Source organism: Nonomuraea sp. ZG12 (genome assembly GCF_052068115.1).
Classification (GTDB): Bacteria; Actinomycetota; Actinomycetes; order Streptosporangiales; family Streptosporangiaceae; genus Nonomuraea.
In genome coordinates, this window is record NZ_JBQHCW010000035.1 from 33,905 (window position 1) to 49,090 (window position 15,186).

Consider the following 15,186-nt stretch of genomic DNA (forward strand, 5'->3'; position numbering starts at 1 on the left):
GCAACCTGGGCCAGGCCGACGCGGGCCTCGGCGCCCGGAGCGGAACGCGCGTGGTCGACGTACCAGGCTTCGGCGGGTCCTTCGCAAGAGTTTCCTGCACATCGCGCTGGGCGGACAAGTCCAGTCGACATGTGCCAGGCCGGCCAGGGCGGTGAGGGCGCCCCGGCCGGCCCGTGTCCGGGTCAGTTCTTGCGGATCTGCCCGTTGCCGTGCCAGGCCGTCACCACACCGGCCGGGTCGGAGAGCAGATAGTCCAGACGGCGGTCACCGTTGATGTCGCCCAGGAAGACCTGATCGCGGGACGGCGCTCTGAGGCCGGTCGTGATCTCACCCTGGAGGGGCCAGGTCGAGCTGCCGGTGTTGCGCCAGGCCCAGATCCGGCCGCAATCGTTGACCGACAGGTAGTCGTCGCGGCCGTCGCCGTCGACGTCGGCGAAGGTGATCGTCGAGTTGTGCAGGCCGATGCCGGCGGCGATCTCGCCCAGTTCGGTCCAGGTCCGGTTCGGCAGGACGTTGCCCCAGGCGCGCACCTGCCCCTGCGGGCCGACCATCAGGTAGTCGTCGCAGCCGTCCCCGTTGACGTCGGCGAACCGCAGGTTCTCCCGCGTCCCGCCGCTCACCCCGGCGGCCACCTGGCCCCACTCGGTCCAGGTCTTGGTGGGCAGGACGTTGAGCCAGGCCCGGACCCGTCCCTGCGGATCGACCAGAAGGTAGTCGTCGCGGCCGTCGCAGTCCATGTCGGCGAACCGGACCTCCTCCCTCGTCGCGCCCGGCACCCCGGCCGCGACCTGGCCCCATTCGGTCCATCTCGGGGACGGGACGGCATTGCCCCAGGCACGTACCCGGCCCTGCGGATCGACCATCAGGTAGTCGTCGCGGCCGTCACCGTTGAGGTCGGCGAACCGCAACCCATCTCGTGTCCCGCCGGAGACGCCGGCGGCGACCTCGCCCATCTCGGCCCATCTCGGGGAGGGCAGGGCGTTCCCCCAAGCGCTCACCCGGCCCGCCGAGTCGGTCATCAGGTAGTCGTCGCGGCCGTCGCCGTCGATGTCGGCGAACCGCAGCCCTTCCCGCGTCCCGCCCGGGACACCGGCAGCGATCATGCCTCCTGCGCCGTCGGACCGGTGCCAGCCCTCCATGACGCCGTTCGGCGGGGTTCCCGGGGTCGGATTCCCCGGCTCCGGATCGCACACTCTGTCGTCACCGAGGAGCGCGGGCTTGATCAGGCCTTCGTCCATCGCGGAGTTGATCGCGTTGTGGTAGGTGTCGGCCATTTTGCGGTAGCCGTTGTTGTTGGGGTGGAGCGCATCGACCATGTCGGCCGAAGTCAAGCCGAGGACGCGGGCCAGCCGGACGCGCTTGCCTTCGGCGCGCCAAGTGTTGACGGCGGCCGGGAGATAGGAGTTGAACAGCGCGATCCGCGAGTCGACCGCCTGGTTCGTCGACGGCACGAGGGTGGAGACGATGACCGTGGTGAGCGGCGCGATGTCGTCAATGTTGTTGATCAGAGTGCCGAGGCGGGTGAGAGCCGATGTGTGCTGCTCGCCGTTGGCCAGGTCGTTGGTCCCGATGTGCAGGACGACGACGTTGGGCCGATAGCGGGCGATCGCACACTCAGCCGCCAGGGTGTCGATCTGGCTGATCCGCCAGCCTCGATGGCCCTCGTGGTCGGTGTCGGGGATGCTGCCGTGCCCGGAGTCGAGGGAGCCGACGAAGTCGAGTGAGCTCGTGTCGTCCTGCAGTTCGCTCCACAGGCGGGCGCGGTAGCCGACGCCGTCGGGGCTCCCGCCTTGGCCGTAGGTGATGGAGTCACCGAGCGGCAGCACCCGCAGCGCCCGGCTGCCGCTCCGCCTGGCGGCGAGCTCGATCTCCTCCAGGTACTGGTGGGTGTGGGACGTCACGGTGCCCGCAGCGGATTCCATGGTGAGGCCGAGGTTGCCCGCCCACCAGTAGGCCTTGATCTTCCTCCCGACCTCCACCAGCTTCCGGGCGACCCACGAGAACATCTTCGCCCCGAACTGGTTGGTGACCGGCCCGACGACGCCGTCCCACATTGCCCCCTTGGCGGCGTCGACGAAGGAGTCGATGAGGAGGTTGCTCCACTTGTTCGGATCGGGGTTCTCCTCGACCGCGTTCTTGATCGCGCCCTTGGAGAACGTGCCGAAGAACGACGCCAGCGCCGAGCATCCCGCGTTGGCGAGCGGCGCCAGCGGACCCGACTCGGGCAGCAGGGCCGCCGTGCAGATGACCCGGATGACCAGGTAGATCGCGGTTGACGCGATGTCGATCAGGAGGGTCTGCCACCAGTCGAGATTGGTGAGGACCTCCTCGCTCTCCACCGTGACCGTCAAAGTGGCGCCCCGCAGGGCGAGGGTGCCGTCGAAGTCGACCCAGTCGTCCAGCCCTCCGGGTATGCCGCCCGGGATCGCCTGCAACTCCTCCCGGATGGTGTCGCTCAGCAGGTCGTTGCGGCCATTCAACTCGGCGATCCACTCGCCGATCGGGGTCCGCGCGTACTCCTCGGGGAGCTCGAAGTCGAGCGTGACCGTGGTCGCGGCCTTCGCGGCGGGCTGGAAGCCCACCTGAAGCAGCAGTGACAGGGTGACCAGCAGAGCCGTCAGGACCCTGCCTCTTCTTCTTAATCGGGTGAACGTTCTGCTCCGGGATGCGCGCACGGCCCCTCCACCTGTTCGTCAGCTGTTTGATCAACATCGCGATCCCCGCGCGCCCATCGGCCCGCGGGGATCATAAGAACCTCGGTGACGCGGTTACGACTTGAAGTTCCGCTGCTGGTGGAGGCCGCCGTTCCACGGGTACGCGTAGGCGCCGCCGGTGAAGATGGTGTCGACCGCGTAGCTGGTGTTGCCGTACCAGTGGGAGAAGATGACCCTCCTCCAGCTCGCACCCTGCGCGTACCACTCCACGGTGGCGTAGCCGTCGTTGTCGTCGCACTCCACGATCGTCCGGAGCTCACCCGTGCTGTTGATACGGGCGAGGCAGCGCCCCGTCGCGTCGTTCCTGAGGACGACGATGTCGGGGTTGACGCCGTCGCGATACTGGAGCAGCGGCTCCCACATCTGGTGCGCGTTGGTGCCGTTGGGGGCGCACGGGAGCGTGTACACGGCGCCGTCCCAGTTGCTGTCGAGGCAGCGGCCGGTCGCGTAGTTCTTCAGGTTGTGCTTGCCGACATAGGCCTGGGCGGGCGCGGGCAGGGTGACGCTCACGGCCATCACGGCCGCGGCGGCCATCGCGGCCGCGCCGGTCTTCCGTAAAGCGGTGCCAGACATCGTTTCTCCGCTGTCGTTCGCGGGGCGCCCCGGTGGACGCTTCCTCCTAAGCGCGCATACAACCGGACAGGAGTGCCATGCAATGTACGACAGATGAACGAATCTCCATGAAAACATGACAGCAAATCGGAATTCCACAATTAGTCATGCTCCAATTGCCTCGGTGACTACGTTTCATCGAAGAACCCGTCGAGCGCCGCATAAATCGCCGTCTGTCAACGTGAGAACGGCCCGCAGTGCGCAGTGCGATAATCGACGGGCTCCACGATGTCAACACTCGAGATCTTACGAACTTCTTACAGTGCTTTCACCTGCGGTTTCCGGTGCCCGTTGGACCACGCCGGCATCACGGGTGACCGCTCGGCGGGATCGCCCGGAATGGGCATCAGATTGAAAGGCAAGTCAAATGTGACCCGATTTTTAAAACCCGGCCGTTAATAAGCAACCAAATTACATAAGCAGGTCTTCGGATTCGCGCAGGTCGACCAGAATTCCGTTCATCTGAGGTCGTCCAGGCGAACGGCAGTCCGTGCGCCGTCTCATTCCCGTGCTGCGCTGTAGCGACTTCCCGGCCCTGACCCTGCGGTGGGGCACCGTTCCGCCTCCTCGATCGGCGCCCCTGCAAGCAGCGTCTGGCCGGCTACTCCCCCACGTTCGTCCAGGTGCGGAATGACCTTCGGCACACCGAACTGGACCAGGACCGCCACGCCTTCACCGCGGCGAATCCCCCGCCGCAGTGACCGGCTGCCCTGCGAATCGCCAACCGCCCGGCTCTGCCTGAAGGGTCATGAGGAGTGCCACGGTGCTGCTCGACGGCGTCGCGCAGCCGTGCGTCTCATCCGCTGACAGGCTGACCCGGGCGGCAGCCACGCACTCCGACGTCGCCGAGGCGGTTCGCCCTCCCGCCCTTCGGCTGATCGAGATCATCAAGGCCAACATCAAACCCGTCAAGCCCGACACCACGGGTGGGTGACCCGCAAGGATCTGAGCCAGCTGACCGAGAACTGCAACCGGCCCGAACTCAGCGGCCCCGCCGCCCGACACGCTCGCCTGGCGGGCCAGTTGGGTTCAGATCCGCTGACAATCGAGAAGAGGCGGGAGCTGATCACCCTGATCACCCACCGATGGGTGGAGAGCCTGCCCTGATCCGGGGGCTTACCTGTGCCCTTCAGAATCGGCGATTACCGGCCCGCTTGCAGGGCGGCGAAGTCGGCACGAGCCTGGGCGAGGGCCTCGGGGTAGGCCTGGGCCTTGTCGTGGTCGGCCAGGGCGCGATAGATGCTGGCGGTCGAGGGATTGAGGCCCTTGCGTTTGCCGGTCGGGATGATGAGGTCGGGGCGGATCTGCTCGACGGTCTCGCCGGCGGCGCGGCGGCGCAGCACGGTGTGGAGCATGTCGTCGGTGATGACGGGCGGGCGGCCGCCGTGCTTGCCCTTGCGGGCGGCGGCGTCCAAGCCTTCGAGGGTGGCTTCGCGGATGTTCTCGCGTTCGGTCTCGGCCATGGCGGCGAAGAAGGCGAACAGGATTCTGCCCGGCCCGCTCGGGTCGTAGATCCCGGGCAGCGGCCCGGCGAGCATCTCCAGGACCAGGCCGTGGGCGGTGAGGTGATCGGCCAGGGCGGTGAGTTCGGCGGCGTCCCGGCCCAGCCGTTTCATCTCGTACATGGTGAGGATGACGCGGCAGTGCGGGGCGTGCGTCTTAACCTGGCGGGCGGCGGCCAAAGCGGCCTCGAACTGCGGACGGACCCGCACCCTGGTGGAGATCTTCTCGCTGAAGATCCTGTCTCGATCCCGTGCGCGGCGAGCGCGTCGAACTGCGACTGCGGTTCCTGGGTGAGCAGCGCGCGTAGCCGATCCTGATGTCGGCCGACGGCCCGTCCGCCGGGAGTGCCGCGGGCGGTGGGGTGCCGGGTCGCCACGGCTGACCGGGACTGCGGTTGGCGGGCGCAGGCGCTTGGCGAGCCGAGCGACCTTCGTGAAGCGGCCGGTGTGATAGGTCCCAGCGACCGCGCCGGATCGGGACCCGCAGGGCGATCCGGGCTCGACGCCGCATCGCGGACACGGCTGCCGCTCGACTTCGTCGGCGTCGGTCAGGTCCTCGGCGGAATCGGGGAACCGGGAAGATCAACCACTCTCGAATCGTCTCACAAACATTTCTCAGAACAGGGTCGGCTTCGTGTTTGAGTGAGAACGAGTTCTGAGAGGAAATTCAGCTCCTCGAGGCTCTCACCCGGAAGCGTGGGCCCGCGTTCGCAGAATGGACCGTTTCTGCGAGGCGCTGGCCCGCTCCTGCTTCAAATCTTCTACCGCCAAATCCGGTCCGATCCTCCCCGAAGGCCTACACCGCGCGGAGGACTTGTTCGAACGGCTGCACCAGACCCCTCTCGCGCCACGCGCCCACCTCCTCGGCGCTTGCGTCGGCCGGGTGCCACAAGGCGACAGGGCCCTCGGGGCGGCGCCCGGCCAGTTCCCAGCCGTCGACGGTTCTGACTGGCAGGCCTGAGGGGCCGCCGGGGATCCGCCACACCAGGGTGCGTGCGTCGGAGCCAGTGACGGGGTGGTCGAGGAGATGCTCGCCGACCTCTCGCCAGGTCCATTCGCGCTGGTGGATGAGCGCCTGTTCCAGGCGGTAGCGCGCGGCCGTGCGCGCCTGCTCGACCTCTCTGGGCGTGGCGGCGGCGGGCAGAGTGCGGTCGAGGAACTGGTCGCGGGTCAGCGCGGCCGCGTCGGCGAGCGCATCGAGCGCGCGAGTGACATTCTCCTGAACGGACGCCGCCCGCACCCGCGCCTGAATGAGCGCCAGCGGGGTGACTGTCTCGGGTCCGCCCCGGCGGGCCAGCACGCCGACAGCCCCGTTGGCGACGGTCTCGCTGCGGCAGGTGGAGCCGGGGCCATCGTGGCCGGTGCCGCAGGTGACGGCGGCGTCGGCGAGCAGCGACGGGACCCAAGGTTCGTCAATGACCTCGCAGGTCCAGATCAGGCCGCGCACCACCGAGACGGTCCGGCCCTTCAGGAAGCGGTCCTCGCTCCAGCTGATGTCGGCGTGGTGGCAGACGAACGGGCCGCCCCGGTAGGCGGCCAGGCGGATGACCAGCTCGTGGACCAGGGCGATGGCCTCAGGAGTGAGCAGGTCGCAGACGACCGGCAACCAGCCGTCGCCTGGGGCCGGCGTGTCGGCGGTGGCCCCGTGACGCAGCAGCGGCAGCATTCCGGCCAGGCGGAGGCCGTACTCCTCGGCCAGCATCGTGGCGAAGGGGTCGGCTTCCCCGATCACGTTCCTGACCGCACCGGCTGGGCCCTCCTCGGTGAGCAGGCTCTCCAGGAGCGGCTGGAGCTCTCCGAGGTCCGTCAGGTGGCCGAACAGGTCGCGACGCTGTTGCGGATGGAGCAGGTGGGCGGCCGAAGCGGAATCCGATAGAGCTCCTCGTGGCGGGTGTGGCCCTGGCAGGCCCAGTAGCCGGCGCGTTCGGCCAGGTTCCAGGCGTCGTCGGGCGTCCAGTCGATGGCGCGCCCGGCCACGGTGCGGACCAGGCGCAGGACGCGTTCGTCGTAGTCGTGACCGCCCTGCGGCCGAGCCAGAGCTTGGTGTGGGCGTAGGTGAGGCGCCAGTCGGTGCCAGGGCCGGGGGCGAGGCCCTGCTCGGTGAGGGCGTCGAAGCGCCGGTAGGCCTCCTTGGTAGCCGGTTCCAGATGATCCCAATTCCCCGCGAACGTCACCCGGTGATCGTAGTCGCACGATGTCCGAATGAAGATCGTTGTTCTGGACGACTACCAGCGGGTCGCTCGAGACCTGGGTGTCCGGCGTCCTTCTCCCGGAGGTGGTCGCAGCCAACTAGCGACATAACCCTGTTCACAGAGGTTCCGAGCTGGGGTTTTGCCTCTCAGCTGTGCATGTTCTCAAAAGTCGTGACCGTCTCCGCTCCCGAGAACACGATCTTCTCGGAAACCGGTTGACCTGCGCAGATCAGCTTAGTTTGGGGCTAGGGACACGTTCGGGAAGAGGAGGCCGCATCGGGCCGCTGGATGGCGGTAGGTACGCCGACGTCGATCCGCTACCGCCACTGACCGATTGGTTGCTGCTCAGGGGCCGAGAACGGCCGCGCCAACAACCAGCCCCTCAACACTCACGCGACCGCCCTCGCCCAGCAGCACGGCGTTCGTTTCGGCCTGTTCGGGCCCGTCGCCATCACCGGACCGGCCTCGCCGACAGGCAGCGCAACCGGACTCACCCCGGAGAACATCACCGCGATCCGGCAGCAGGTCGCGAGTCTCGTCAGCGCGGCATCGTGATCGACCGCACTCGGCCTTTCACCCTGCCGATAATGAGACCAGCACGACAGCCCTCAATGACAGCGACCAAATCGCCACGAATTCGCGTGCAATTACTGCCAGATCGCCCGGCAAAGGTGAAGATATCGGCGTGAACAGACGCAAGATCGGCTGGCGAGTCCTCTTCGCCGCGCTAACGGTCCTGGCGGCAGGCACGGTGGTAGCTGGGGTCTGGCGGGTCTTGGACCCAGAAGACATAGTCAACCGGGCCGATCTTGCCGCCGTGATACTAGCGGCCGCCATGCTGGCGGGCACGGTGGTGGTCTGGGCCCACCGCTCCGCAACCACCCGCGCCGATGCCGGCACCGACGCGCGCAGCGCCGTGGACACCGCCGCACACGTGCTGGCCGGTCTGGTGGAGCATCAGTGGCGCACCGAAGCCCGCCACCGGCTGCTGGACGACCCTGAACCGATCCCGGTGCGCTGGCAGCTCATCGCCGACGAGACGGTGATGAGCCAGCCCCGCCTGATCACCACCGAGGCCGAGCTGACCCTGACCGGCCGCAGTGACGACGTCGCGGCCCTGGCTGACGCCTTCCGTGCTCTGGTCAGGCGGCGGCTGGTCATCACCGGCGGCGCGGGCATGGGCAAGACCACCTTGGCAATCCAGCTGCTGCTGCAGCTGCTGGCCACTCGCGCGGCCGACCAAGCCGCCGCCGGTGAAGGGGAGGTCGTGCCAGTGCCGGTGCTGCTGCCGGTCTCCCGCTGGGACACGAACGCCCATCCCCGCCTGCAGGACTGGCTCGCCGTCCACCTGGCCACCGACTACCCGGCACTGGCCGCCCCGCAGCTCGGCGCCGGCGCCGCCGCCGCACTCGCCGAAAGCGGCCACATCCTGCCCGTCCTGGACGGCCTGGACGAAATCCCCGCACCCGCGCGCGCCCAGGTGATCGCCGCGCTCAACGCCTCGCTGACCATCCGCGACCAGCTCATCCTCACCAGCCGCCGCGCCGAGTTCACCACCGCCGTCCACGACGCCGGCCGGCCGCTGACCGCAGCGGCGGTCATCGTCCCCAAACCCCTCACCCCGCAGGCCGCTGCGGACTACCTGACCACCTGCCTCCCCTCATCCCCGACCGAGACCTGGACCCACACTCTGGCCGCACTGCGATCCCGCACCGTCCCCGGCTTGACCCGGCTCGCCGCAACCCCGCTGGGCCTGTGGCTGATCCGCACCGTCTATGTCGCTTCCGGAGCCGACCCCGCCCCGCTGACCGGCCCTCTCGGTGCCGACGCCGACGCGCTGCGCACTCACCTGCTGCACCACGTCATCCCCGCTGTCATAGCCGCCCGCCCGCCCAGCACCGACCCCACCGACCACTTCCGGCCCCGCCACCGGCTCGACCCCGACGCCACCCGCCGCTACCTGACCTACCTGGCCCACGCCTTCCCCCCGGCCACCACCCGCGACATCACCTGGTGGCACATCGCCCGCACCACACCCCACATCCGGTCAGCAGTGGGGCTCGCGGTTGGGCTCGTCGGGCTCGCGTACGGGATCACGTTCGGGCCCGTGTTCGCGTTCGTGTTCGTGCTCGTGAGAGAGCTCACCTTGAACCTCATATTCGCGCCCACGGGCGGGCTCACGGGCGCGCTCACGAGCGGGTTTTCGGGCGGGCTCACGGACAGGCTCACAAACGGGCTTGTGGTCGGGCTTGTGGTCGGGCTTGTGGTCGGGCTCGTGTTCGGGCTCGTGGTCGGGCTTACGCGCGCCAGGTCCTGGGTTAACGAAAAACCCGGCTACGCAGACCTGCGCCTGCGCGGACGAACCTCCCTGCTCTTCCGCTCTATTAAAGGCACCCTCGTGTTCGGGCTCACGCTCCTGCTCACGCTCACGCTCCTGCTCACGCTCACGCTCGGGCTCACGCTCGGGATCGGGTTCGTGGTCGGGCTCGGGCTCGTGGTCGGAATCATCGCTTGGCTCGGGAGCGCACTGACATCCGGGCTGATCACCTGGGCGGAACAACCCACGCTCGAATCGATGAGCACACCCCGCTCCAGTTGGCGAGCCGACAGAGCACTCGCCCGTCTGCGATTGCTTGTATTCGGGCTCGTGGCCGGGCTCACGTTCGGGCTCGTGGCCGGGCTCACCTTCGGGCTAATGACCTGGCTAGTGCTACAGACCTCGTCCACGTTCGGGGAGGCCGCGTTCGTGGCCGGGCTCGTGGCCGGGCTCGGGGCCGGGCTCGTGCTCTGGCTCGGGGCCGGGGTTGTGATGGGCAACCATCATGCGTGGCTGGTCTGCACCATCGCGGTGGCCCACCTGGCCCTTAAACGTCAGCTTCCCTGGCGGGTTATGGACTTCCTTGACGACGCCCACCGCCTGGGGCTGCTGCGTGCCGTCGGCCCGGTCTATCAGTTCCGCCACGCGGCCCTGCACGACCACCTCGCCGCCGCGGGCATGTCCCATGGGGCTTCTCAACGGATCGGACACAACTTGTAAGCTGACGTCGCAGACATGCTCGCGACGTGAAGCTCCAGGTCGGGACGATGTTTACACTGCGGTCGTTCGGCAAAATCGACTCCAGCTACGAACTGATGATGGCCGACCACCTCATTGCGCATCAGCGGGCCTTCACCAAGCCGCTGCGCTACGACGGCATCGAGGAGGTCTTCCCCGACTTCATTCTCACCGACGCTCCAGGCCCCGCGGTGTATGTCGAGGTGTACGGCATGCCGAAAAGAGAGGCGTACGGGGCTCGCAAACGAGCCAAGCAAGCCCACTACCAGCAAGCGCGCCTCCCGGTGGTGGAGTGGGACATTACGAGCCCGTTGCCGATCCTCCCTCGCAGCGACCCGAGCGCCGGGCCCGGACAGGAGCTCCCGCCCGGCATCGACGACCGCGATCGATTTCACCGGAGCGAGCTCAAGTCGACCTCATAACCGATGTACTCTCGAACGCGTGAGCGATTTCCATTGCAGGATGGTGATTGCCGAGGCCCGCGTGGCGGCCTGCGCCTTGATCGCAGCCGGTGAAGGCTTTCTGATTTCGTTCGTGAGGAGTGACCGCGAATGTTCGCGAGTTCTGACCGCGCTTGCGGCCGGGAACCATGATCAATGTTCGTAAGAAGTGACCGCACCTGGCGCGAGCGTTTGCCGGGGCACCCGCGGTGCCGGCGAGTGTCAGCGTTGACTGAAGAGGTCCTCACCGTCGCTGCCTCCGAGGAGGAAGGTGAAGCCTTCCAGGTCGGCGCGGAGGGCGTCCAGGCCATAGGCGGGGTGGCCGACGTAGGCCAGGAACAATGGTGCCAGCCTGGCAGGGTCAGCGGCGAGTCAGTCGGCGACGAACTGCATGAGCTCGGCGAGTTGGGGTGCCGGTAAGAATCGAGTCACACGCCCCAAAGCTTGAGTGGAGGGCCGGTATGGGTTCGTCCTATGCCTGCGGTAACGGTTGAGGAACCGTGGTACGGACCGCACTCAGCAAGAGATCCAATAGGGACATGAGAGCCAGGCAACCGCGACCACCGGCCCGGCAGGTCCTTGCGGCGGCGGCCACCGCCAGAGCACGTCGCATGGCCAAAGCCGCAGAAGCGACTCCTCCGCCCGCCCCGCCTCCCTCGAGGCATTGGGCGCGGCGGTGGATGCGCCGATTACTGTGGCTCATCCCCCTGCTGGGGGGGATCGCCTGGGCCGCTGTCGCGGCGACCGACGACAACATCCCGGGCTGGGGACGCTGGACCCTGGCCGGTACCGCGCTGGCCGGCGCTGCCATCCTCGGCATCGCCGTACTCATCGGGCCGGCCTCGCGCCGCCTCGCAGGCGAACGCCACCCGCTCACCCAGGCCGAGCGTCAGCAGATGACCGCCACAGAACGCGTGGAGGCCGTCAACGCCGCCCGCCACACCCTGATCCAGGCCGCTACCGGGCTGGTCGTCATCGGCGGCGTCGTCTTCACGGCCCAGGGCTTGTGGTACACAGCGGAGTCCCTCGACGCCTCTCGGCAGGCCCAGCGGACCGCCGAGCAGGGGCAGATCACCGACCGGTACACCAAGGCTGTAGAACAACTCGGCTCGACCAAGCTGGACGTTCGCCTGGGCAGCATCTATGCCCTGGAACGGCTCGCAAAAGACTCCCCGCGCGACCATCAGACCGTTTACGACGTGCTGGCCGCGTTCGTTCGCGAGCACGACTCCAAGCCCAGCATCCTCATCACGGATCTGCCCGAGATACCCGCCACTGATGTGCATGCCGCCATGACCGTCATCGGCCGTCGAGACGCTACTCAAGATGTGCGTAAGCCCGACCTGTTCCTGATCCGCATGCCTGGTACGGACCTGCGCGGCGCGAAGCTGTCCGGCGCGAACCTGTACGGCGCGGAGCTGTTCGAGTCGAACCTGTCCGGCGCGGACCTGTCCGGCGCGGACCTGACCAGCGCGACGCTGTCCGGCGCGGACCTGACCGGCGCGGACCTGTCCGGCGCGACGCTGACCCGCGCGACGCTGACCGAACTGGGGGACATTCGCGCTGCGGACCTAACCGGCGCGAACCTGGCCAGCGCGAACCTGGCCTGGACGGCCCTGACCGGCGTGAACTTGTCCGGCGCAGACCTAACCAGCGCAAACCTAACCGGCGCGGACCTGAGGAGCGTACGGGGAGTCACCGAGAAGGAAATCAGGAAAGTGGCCCGTGTCGATAAGGACACGAAATTCTGATCGCATCCGGGCACCTATGGTTTGATCGACATGCCAGCGATGCGGCGTCGTACCTGGATCTCCTGGCCGGCGAGCCGGTCCTTGATAGCCCTCCGCTCAGAGCCCGTGCGACCAACCGCAGTAGCACTGAGTGACCGGCAGGGCTTGACATCCAGCTCGCGGCCCGCTGTAGCTTCGGGAGTGCTGGGCCGTGACCTGCGCTAAGTCGCTCGTTTGGGCCGAGTGACGCGATTCTTACCGCCGGGCCGAGTTCGGCGGCGTCGGTGGTGTCGAGGCTGGTGACGGGCATGGCGGGGCTGGTCAGGCCTGGTGGGTTGCGCGGGTTTGGGCCAGCCGGTAGGAGTCGGTGCTGGTCTCGACGATGTTGCCGCCGAAGGTGAGCCGGTCGACGATGGCGGCGCAAAGGCGGGGGTCGGTGAAGGTCTTGGTCCAGCCGCTGAACGACTCGTTGGAGGCGATGGCGACGCTGGCCTTCTCCTCTCGCTCGGTGAGGACTTGGAACAGGAGCTCGGCGCCGCGCCGGTCGAGTTCCATGTAGCCGAGCTCGTCGACGCAGAGGAGGTCGACGCGGCCGTAGCGGTTGATGGTCTTGGTCAGTTGCTTGTCGTCGGCGGCCTCGACGAGTTCGTTGACGAGCTTGGTGGCCAGGGTGTAGCGGACGCGGTGGCCGGCCATGGCCGCCTCGGTGCCTAGGGCGATGAGCAGGTGGGACTTGCCGGTGCCGGAGTCGCCGATCAGGCAGAGGGGAAGGCCCTTTTTGACCCAGTCGCAGGTGGCGAGGGTGTTGATGACGGCGGGGTCGACATTCGGGTTGGCGGCGGGCGCGGTCGTCGCACTCGGCCATGAGCAGCTCGGCGAGGAAACCTCGATAAGGCATCTGCTCGCGGGCGGCGGCCTCGGCCAGGTCGGGGAACTGGGCGCGGACGGTGGGCAGCCGGAGCATCCGGCAGGCGGTGTCGATAGCGGCGTCGGCGGCCTGCTCGGTCAGTCCGCGGCGGGGCTTGGAGGTCATGGCCTGGCGTTTCCTTCCTGCGTGGTTCGGGTTCGGCGTAGCAGCTGGTCATAGGCGGCGACCGACGGCAGCGGGCGGGTATCGGGCGGCAGCATCTCCAGGCGGCGGGCGGTCAGTGACGCGACAGCGTGCGGGGTCGCCGGGTCGGTTCCCCGGCCGAGCTGACCAGGCGCCTCGTCAGCTGCCTTGCGGGCCTCCAGCGCGACCGCGTCGGCGGTCAGCGCGCCGGCCCGCAGCGCGGCGGCGAGCCCGCCGACAACGTGCTCGCTGTCCATGTGCCGGTGCAGCAGCAAAACCTCCAGCAACGCCCGGGTGCCAGCGGCGTCACCGTGGGCTTTGCGGGCGGCGGCCCACCAGGCGTCGTGAACCGGGGTGAACTTCCCGGCGGCACGGGCCTGTTCCAGCGCGGTCGCCCCGGGCAGCGCGCCGGGCTTGCGGACCAGCACCTCCAGGTAGTGGTCCAGATCGAGACGGGCACCGGACTTACCGGGCAGCCGCTCGTGTCTGGCGACCTCGGCGCGCCCGTCGTAGATGACCAGGTCTGAGGCGTGGAGCAGGATACGGACCCTGCGGCCGATCAGCCGGGCCGGCACGGAGTATTTGTTGGTGCGGACGGTGACCTGGGCGAACCGGTCGACGCTCGGGGTGAACCAGCGGCCGGTCTCGAACGGGTCGGGTGGCAGTGGTCCCAGCAGCGGCCGCTCGATCGCCAGGAACTCGCCAACGGTCCGCGCACGGCTGCCGATCGGCGGGCCTCGTCGGCGGTGTCCCACTCGTCGATCATCGCGTTGAGAGCCTGAACTGACGGCATGTCCGGGACGGGGACGAGATGGTTGCGCCTGAACCAGCCGATCTGCCCTTCCACCCCGCCTTTCTCGTGCGCGCCCTCGATGCCGGGCCGGCAATAGAAGGCGTCCAGGCCCCAATGGGAGCGGAACGCGGTCCACCGGTCGGTCTCCACTCTTGACCGGCTGAACCCGATCACCTGCGCGACCGCGGACTTGAGGTTGTCGTAGCGGATCTTCCCGGTCGGCACCCCGCCCAGGACACGGAACGCGTGCTCGTGGCCCTCGAAGAACGCCTCCTGCCCGCCGGATAAGGAGACCCGGTGAACCGCCTTGCCGGAGAACGACAGCCGCAGGCAGAACAGAAAGCAGCGGACGTCCTGCCCGGCCAGCCGGATCACGACCTCGCCGAAGTCGACTTCCGCCTCATCGCCGGGGCGGTGCGACTGCCGCACGAACACCTCGGCCGGGCCCCGGCCAGCCTCGGCCCGGATCTGCGGCTTGCGCTCGGCGACGTAGGCCCGCACCACGGGATAGGACACGTCCGTCATCCCGTGCTCGTCCATCAACCGGTGCCAGATCCTCGTGACGGTGTGCCGCTGCTTGCGCGGCGCGTCCAGGTCCGCCTTCAAGATCTGGTCGATCACCGGCTTGAACGGGTCCAGCTTCGAGGCCCTGGGCGGCAGTTGCTTGCGGGGCTCGGGCCACGCGGACGCCAGGGCCTTGACGATCGTCCGCCGGCCGACCCGGTATTTCTTCTCGATCGCACGGCCCGACATCCCCATGCGGGCATCCCTGCGGATCGCTGCGTACAGATCGACCTTGGACGAGAGCATGAGGACGCTCCTTCAACACGAAGCGCATCCTGCGACCCAGACATGTCCATCAGTGGAGGCGGCGAACGCCTGCATGTCGATCCAGTCGTCGTCGTCCAGCCGTCGAGACAGGGTGGCCAGGATGGTGGCCGGAGGGAAGGCACGGGCGCGGATCGGTTCAGGGTGGTTCCAGTGTCCGTGCCACTCCACTTTCCACACTCGCCCGTCGGTGGAGACAGCGAAGACGTTCATGTAGTCGGGGTGGCGAGAGCACTGCGCACGCTCTTCGAGGCCGGTTATCTGACGCA

General features: G+C 68.1%; 12 protein-coding genes and 1 pseudogene. 5 read left to right on the plus strand and 8 right to left on the minus strand.

Annotated features, from left to right (window positions below; all coding sequences use genetic code 11):
* Nucleotides 1-182 precede the first annotated feature (182 nt).
* Nucleotides 183-2,675 carry an FG-GAP-like repeat-containing protein gene (locus ACTMTF_RS45180; protein WP_441116261.1) on the minus strand — a complete coding sequence of 831 codons (2,493 nt, stop codon included), beginning with the start codon at nucleotides 2,673-2,675 and terminating at the stop codon, nucleotides 183-185.
* Nucleotides 2,676-2,768: 93 nt separating this feature from the next.
* Nucleotides 2,769-3,287, minus strand: coding sequence for an RICIN domain-containing protein (locus ACTMTF_RS45185; protein ID WP_441116262.1), 519 nt, complete (start codon nucleotides 3,285-3,287; stop codon nucleotides 2,769-2,771).
* A gap of 802 nt (nucleotides 3,288-4,089) precedes the next feature.
* Between ACTMTF_RS45185 and ACTMTF_RS45190 the strand changes: the two genes are divergently transcribed.
* Together ACTMTF_RS45190 and ACTMTF_RS45195 are read left to right on the plus strand one after the other, a co-directional pair.
* Nucleotides 4,090-4,260 carry a hypothetical protein gene (locus ACTMTF_RS45190; RefSeq protein WP_441116263.1) on the plus strand — a complete coding sequence of 57 codons (171 nt, stop codon included), beginning with the start codon at nucleotides 4,090-4,092 and terminating at the stop codon, nucleotides 4,258-4,260.
* Nucleotides 4,257-4,433 (plus strand): hypothetical protein, encoded by a 177-nt coding sequence (locus ACTMTF_RS45195; protein ID WP_441116264.1) that lies wholly within the window; start codon nucleotides 4,257-4,259, stop codon nucleotides 4,431-4,433. Before ACTMTF_RS45190 ends, ACTMTF_RS45195 begins: the two co-directional genes overlap by 4 nt.
* Nucleotides 4,434-4,468: 35 nt before the next feature.
* Here the strand turns inward: ACTMTF_RS45195 and ACTMTF_RS45200 are convergent, their stop codons facing one another.
* The 3 genes from ACTMTF_RS45200 to ACTMTF_RS45210 all read right to left on the minus strand — a co-directional run bounded on the left by ACTMTF_RS45200 (nucleotide 4,469) and on the right by ACTMTF_RS45210 (nucleotide 6,805).
* On the minus strand, nucleotides 4,469-5,380 hold the full coding sequence (locus ACTMTF_RS45200) for a recombinase family protein (protein WP_441116286.1): 912 nt from the start codon (nucleotides 5,378-5,380) through the stop codon (nucleotides 4,469-4,471).
* A gap of 244 nt (nucleotides 5,381-5,624) precedes the next feature.
* Nucleotides 5,625-6,560, minus strand: a complete 936-nt coding sequence (locus tag ACTMTF_RS45205) for a DUF4132 domain-containing protein (protein WP_441116265.1) — start codon at nucleotides 6,558-6,560, stop codon at nucleotides 5,625-5,627.
* 74 nt (nucleotides 6,561-6,634) lie between these two features.
* Nucleotides 6,635-6,805, minus strand: a complete 171-nt coding sequence (locus tag ACTMTF_RS45210; protein WP_441116266.1) for a hypothetical protein — start codon at nucleotides 6,803-6,805, stop codon at nucleotides 6,635-6,637.
* Nucleotides 6,806-7,837: 1,032 nt separating this feature from the next.
* Here ACTMTF_RS45210 and ACTMTF_RS45215 point away from each other — a divergent pair.
* The 3 genes from ACTMTF_RS45215 to ACTMTF_RS45225 all read left to right on the plus strand — a co-directional run bounded on the left by ACTMTF_RS45215 (nucleotide 7,838) and on the right by ACTMTF_RS45225 (nucleotide 12,266).
* A complete protein-coding gene (locus ACTMTF_RS45215; RefSeq protein ID WP_441116267.1) occupies nucleotides 7,838-10,057 on the plus strand; it encodes an NACHT domain-containing protein in 2,220 nt (739 codons plus the stop codon).
* Between the two features lie 26 nt (nucleotides 10,058-10,083).
* Nucleotides 10,084-10,497, plus strand: a complete 414-nt coding sequence (locus tag ACTMTF_RS45220; protein ID WP_441116268.1) for a hypothetical protein — start codon at nucleotides 10,084-10,086, stop codon at nucleotides 10,495-10,497.
* A gap of 698 nt (nucleotides 10,498-11,195) precedes the next feature.
* Entirely contained in the window at nucleotides 11,196-12,266 is a 1,071-nt protein-coding gene (locus ACTMTF_RS45225; RefSeq protein WP_441116269.1) for a pentapeptide repeat-containing protein, read from the plus strand.
* A 300-nt stretch (nucleotides 12,267-12,566) separates the two neighbouring features.
* On the opposite strand, the gene ACTMTF_RS45230 is transcribed toward ACTMTF_RS45225, so the two are convergent.
* The 3 genes and pseudogenes from ACTMTF_RS45230 to ACTMTF_RS45240 all read right to left on the minus strand — a co-directional run bounded on the left by ACTMTF_RS45230 (nucleotide 12,567) and on the right by ACTMTF_RS45240 (nucleotide 15,130).
* Nucleotides 12,567-13,136: an ATP-binding protein gene (locus ACTMTF_RS45230; protein ID WP_441116287.1), complete on the minus strand. Its 570-nt coding sequence runs from the start codon at nucleotides 13,134-13,136 to the stop codon at nucleotides 12,567-12,569.
* Nucleotides 13,137-13,274: 138 nt separating this feature from the next.
* A pseudogene (istA, locus tag ACTMTF_RS45235) lies at nucleotides 13,275-14,899 on the minus strand (IS21 family transposase).
* Nucleotides 14,900-14,911: 12 nt separating this feature from the next.
* Complete coding sequence (locus ACTMTF_RS45240) at nucleotides 14,912-15,130, minus strand: hypothetical protein (protein WP_441116270.1); 219 nt, start codon at nucleotides 15,128-15,130, stop codon at nucleotides 14,912-14,914.
* Nucleotides 15,131-15,186 lie beyond the last annotated feature (56 nt).

Bases quoted from the DNA above. Each gene is read 5' to 3' on its own strand.
- ACTMTF_RS45185 (WP_441116262.1), bottom strand. From the start codon at position 3,287: ATGTCTGGCACCGCTTTACGGAAGACCGGCGCGGCCGCGATGGCCGCC.
- ACTMTF_RS45225 (WP_441116269.1), top strand. From the start codon at position 11,196: ATGCGCCGATTACTGTGGCTCATCCCCCTGCTGGGGGGGATCGCCTGG.
- ACTMTF_RS45240 (WP_441116270.1), bottom strand. From the start codon at position 15,130: ATGAACGTCTTCGCTGTCTCCACCGACGGGCGAGTGTGGAAAGTGGAG.